General features: G+C 38.0%; 5 protein-coding genes. 3 read left to right on the forward strand and 2 right to left on the reverse strand.

Annotated elements, in window-relative coordinates; genetic code table 11:
- Positions 1–96: 96 nt before the first annotated feature.
- The gene (gene dhaQ, locus HT723_RS09880) at positions 97–1,086 is read right to left on the reverse strand and encodes a DhaKLM operon coactivator DhaQ (RefSeq protein WP_049511169.1); all 990 of its coding nucleotides are present in this window, start codon (positions 1,084–1,086) and stop codon (positions 97–99) included.
- A complete protein-coding gene (gene dhaS, locus HT723_RS09885; protein WP_000168606.1) occupies positions 1,083–1,613 on the reverse strand; it encodes a dihydroxyacetone kinase transcriptional activator DhaS in 531 nt (176 codons plus the stop codon). Before dhaS ends, dhaQ begins: the two co-directional genes overlap by 4 nt.
- A 153-nt stretch (positions 1,614–1,766) precedes the next feature.
- Here dhaS and dhaK point away from each other — a divergent pair, with 153 nt between their 5' ends.
- Genes dhaK through dhaM form a run of 3 tightly spaced genes read left to right on the forward strand, consistent with a single transcriptional unit; the run spans position 1,767 to position 3,727 of the window.
- Complete coding sequence (gene dhaK / locus HT723_RS09890; protein ID WP_049511168.1) at positions 1,767–2,756, forward strand: dihydroxyacetone kinase subunit DhaK; 990 nt, start codon at positions 1,767–1,769, stop codon at positions 2,754–2,756.
- A gap of 21 nt (positions 2,757–2,777) precedes the next feature.
- Complete coding sequence (gene dhaL / locus HT723_RS09895) at positions 2,778–3,353, forward strand: dihydroxyacetone kinase subunit DhaL (protein WP_023933369.1); 576 nt, start codon at positions 2,778–2,780, stop codon at positions 3,351–3,353.
- Positions 3,353–3,727: a dihydroxyacetone kinase phosphoryl donor subunit DhaM gene (gene dhaM / locus HT723_RS09900; protein WP_049511167.1), complete on the forward strand. Its 375-nt coding sequence runs from the start codon at positions 3,353–3,355 to the stop codon at positions 3,725–3,727. The genes dhaL and dhaM overlap by 1 nt, the downstream gene beginning before the upstream one ends.
- Positions 3,728–3,925 lie beyond the last annotated feature (198 nt).

Below are 3,925 nucleotides of genomic sequence, written 5' to 3' on the forward strand. Positions count from 1 at the left end.
GCTAGTTTCCTAGTTTGCTTTTTGATTTTCATTGAGTATAAGATAAAAACAAAGGGCCATCAAGTGATGTAGCCCTTTTGAGTTATACAAAGCAAATTACCATGCAAAAGCTGTCGTTGGAGCATTGAGCGCTTCTAGCCATTGCTTATTTTTTACAGGGCAAAGAGTTACGGATATACCTGCCATATCCAAACTGGTCATAAATGTTCCTGATTTTATAAAGGTAATAGCGACTCCTTCAATTTCTAAGAGTTGAAGGAGATCATTGAGAAATATGCCCATTTCTAGGTTGGTAGTAGTGCCTAGATTATTTACAAGCAATATAAATTGATCACCCTTTTTCCAATGATAGTGCAATCTTAATTTACTTATAATTTCATTTGCAAGGATTTCCGATGATTGGAATGGGACGATACGATATCCTTCTTCGCCATGTATCCCAATACCATAAGAAATATTTCCTTCTTCCAAGTTAAATAGTGGAAGGGTGGCTTGGGGGAGACTAGCCGATTTCGTTGCAAAGCCAATTGTTGCGATTTCGGGAGCAAGCTGATGACCTAAATCAGTTAGTTGCTCTATTTCGGCACCATTTTGAGCTGCATATCCTAGAACTTTATGAAGTAAAATAGTCCCTGCAAGCCCTCTTCCTCTAATTTGAAATCTATTGTGAGGTTCAATTGAAATATCGTCGTGTGCGAGACTATAGCTGACTTTAATTCCTTCTTTTCTAGCAGTGTTAATGGCCGAGCTAAATTCTTTGATGTCTGCTTCGAAATTTTTTACAATGATGAAGACACCGTGACCATTGTTTAAAAAACGAATGGACTCTAAGATTTCAGTTCTTGTAGGAGGAGTAAATAATTGGCCATGGATAGCAGCGGTAAGCATTCCTTCTCCCACATATCCAATATGAGCAGGTTCGTGTCCTGAACCTCCACCCGCCAATATTGGAACCTGATGGGGATTACGATTTTTTTGATAGACTAATGGTAAGGTAGGGTGCTTTTCTAATTTAGGATGACTTCTGACAGTTGCCGAAATGTAACTTGAAATAATTTTCTGTTTATGATTTGAAATAAATGTCATTGTGGTCTCTTTCCAATAATTGTCATGATTAGAAAGTCTGGTTGTGGAACTGGACTTTTTTTATTGACGTAAGCCTTCACGATTTCTGCTAGAGCATGTGAATGATAGTCTAACAAAAAACAAGTATAAGCAGATGAATCGATATCAATCTGACCGTATTCTCTTAAAATTTTTGATACAAGCAAGCGACAGTAGCTGATAAAGTGGTCATAGAAGTTATTTTGCCCTTGAATATCAAAAAGTTGAATATAAAAGTCACGCTCTTGTTCGAAATAAAAAAATAATTCTTGTAATAGTTTTTGGCCAGAAATGAAGTCCAAGTTATTGGTGATATACTCGGTTAAGTCATTTTCAAATATCCAGTCTAGCAGTTCATATTTGTCAAGAAAGTGATTATAAAAGGTCTGTCTACGAATGCCAGCTGATTCCATGATATCTACAATGGAGATTTTGTCAAATTCTCTAGTAGCTAATAGGTCTCTAAATGCCTTGGCAATCCGTTTTTTTGTAATGAGTGATGATGCCATAGGAAACCTTTCTTTTACTTACTTCATTTTACCAAAAAAATGTTTTAAACGGGTTTAAAAGGGGACAAATAATAGAATCTGTCCCTTATCAGTCAGCGATAAAAAATATATAATGAAAGCGAAAACAAAGGTAGATGCCGAAAGGAGTTTCTCATGAAAAAAATTATAAATGAACCGACACAAGTTGTTGATGAAATGTTGCAGGGATTGTCATTCATGCATGATGACTTGGTAGAACGCTTAGATGGTTTTGATGTCATCGTTAGAAAGGCAGAAAAGACAGGAAAAGTTGGACTCATTTCTGGTGGAGGTTCAGGACATGAACCAAGTCATGCTGGATTTGTAGGAGAAGGAATGTTGTCTGCTGCCATTTGTGGAGCAGTCTTCACTTCACCTACTCCGGACCAAATTTTAGAAGCCATTAAGGCGGCTGATGAAGGTGCTGGAGTTTTCATGGTCATCAAGAACTATTCTGGGGACATTATGAACTTTGAAATTGCACAAGAACTTGCTGAAATGGAAGGCATTGATGTAGCAAGTGTTGTGGTTGATGATGATATTGCGGTTGAAAATAGTCTCTATACCCAAGGTCGTCGAGGTGTCGCAGGTACTATATTAGTCCATAAAATTTTGGGAGATGCGGCTCGTTCTGGTAAATCATTAGCTGAAATGAAGGACTTGGCCGATAAACTTGTGTTAGAAATTAAAACAATTGGGCTGGCTCTGTCTGGAGCAACCGTTCCTGAAGTTGGGAAACCAGGTTTTGTTCTAGAAGATGATGAATTTGAATATGGAGTTGGTATCCACGGTGAACCAGGATATAAAAAAGAGAAAATGCAACCTTCAGCACAATTGGCTTCAGAATTGGTTGAAAAATTATCTGAAGGTTTCCAACTTAAGGCTGGTGAACGCTATGGGCTTCTCATCAATGGTTTAGGAAGCACTCCTCTTATGGAACAATATGTATTTGCAAATGATGTAGCTAAATTACTCCATGAAAAAGGTGTTGAGTTGGCGTTTAAGAAAATTGGAAACTATATGACTTCAATCGATATGGCTGGTTTGTCATTAACATTGATTCGATTGGCAGATGATGAGTGGTTGGATGCTCTAAATGCACCTGTTACTACACCAGCTTGGTAAAACTCAAGGAGGAAATGTCGCATGAATGTTGAACAAGCTCTTGAATGGATGAAGCTTTTTAATGAAAAGATTCAAGAACAGAAAGATTACCTTAGTGAGTTAGACACTCCTATAGGAGATGGAGACCACGGTGGAAATATGGCGCGTGGCATGGCTGCAGTTATGGAAAACATAGAAGGAAAGCAATTTGAGACCAGCAGTGATGTGTTTAAACTTGTGTCAATGCAACTACTGAGTAAGGTAGGCGGTGCTTCTGGTCCCTTGTATGGCTCTGCTTTTATGGGCATGGCCAAGGCTGATTCTCATTCGAAATTAGAAGAAATTTTACAAAATGGTTTGGATATGATTGTCAAACGTGGGAAAGCAGAAGTTGGAGAAAAGACAATGGTTGATGTTTGGACTCCTGTTATTGCTGCCTTGTCTGCTGGCCAATTGACTCAAGAGGTTATTGATAAGGTAGTGAATGCTACCAAAGATTTACTTGCAACTAAAGGAAGGGCATCTTATGTAGGAGAACGTTCTCTTGGACATATTGATCCTGGATCATTCTCATCAGGATTACTCTTTACTGCTCTTTTAGAAACTGGGGTGGTTTAATGGGAAGTATTGGTCTTGTTATCGTTTCACATTCCAAACACATTGCACAAGGTGTCGTTGAACTGATTAGTGAAGTAGCTAAAGATGTTCCGATTACTTATGTAGGAGGAACCGAAGATGGAGGAATTGGAACTAGTTTTGATCAAGTGGATAGGGTTGTTTCCGAAAATCCAGCAGATACTTTATTAGCCTTTTTTGACCTAGGATCTGCTAAAATGAACTTAGAAATGGTAGCTGATTTCAGTGATAAAAGTATCGTCATCAATAGTGTTCCAATTGTAGAAGGTGCCTATACTGCAGCAGCTCTTCTTCAGGCTGGTGCAGAACTGTCAGTTATTCAAACACAGTTGGCGGAGCTTGAAATCAATAAATAAGGAATTTTGCTATCATTCCTTTTATAGGTGAGCTATTGATTATCTCAACTATAAAATGTTAAGTAAATAATTTCAAAATCAGAAAGGAATTGCTTTGGGCAGTTCCTTTTTAATGTAAAAGGAGTGGAATCATAGCGTTTCTAAATTGTTAATACTCTTCGAAAATCAAATTCAAACCACGTCAACGTCGCCTTGCCG

It is taken from the genome of Streptococcus sp. 2106 (assembly GCF_013277315.1).
GTDB classification, from domain to species: domain Bacteria; phylum Bacillota; class Bacilli; order Lactobacillales; family Streptococcaceae; genus Streptococcus; species Streptococcus pseudopneumoniae.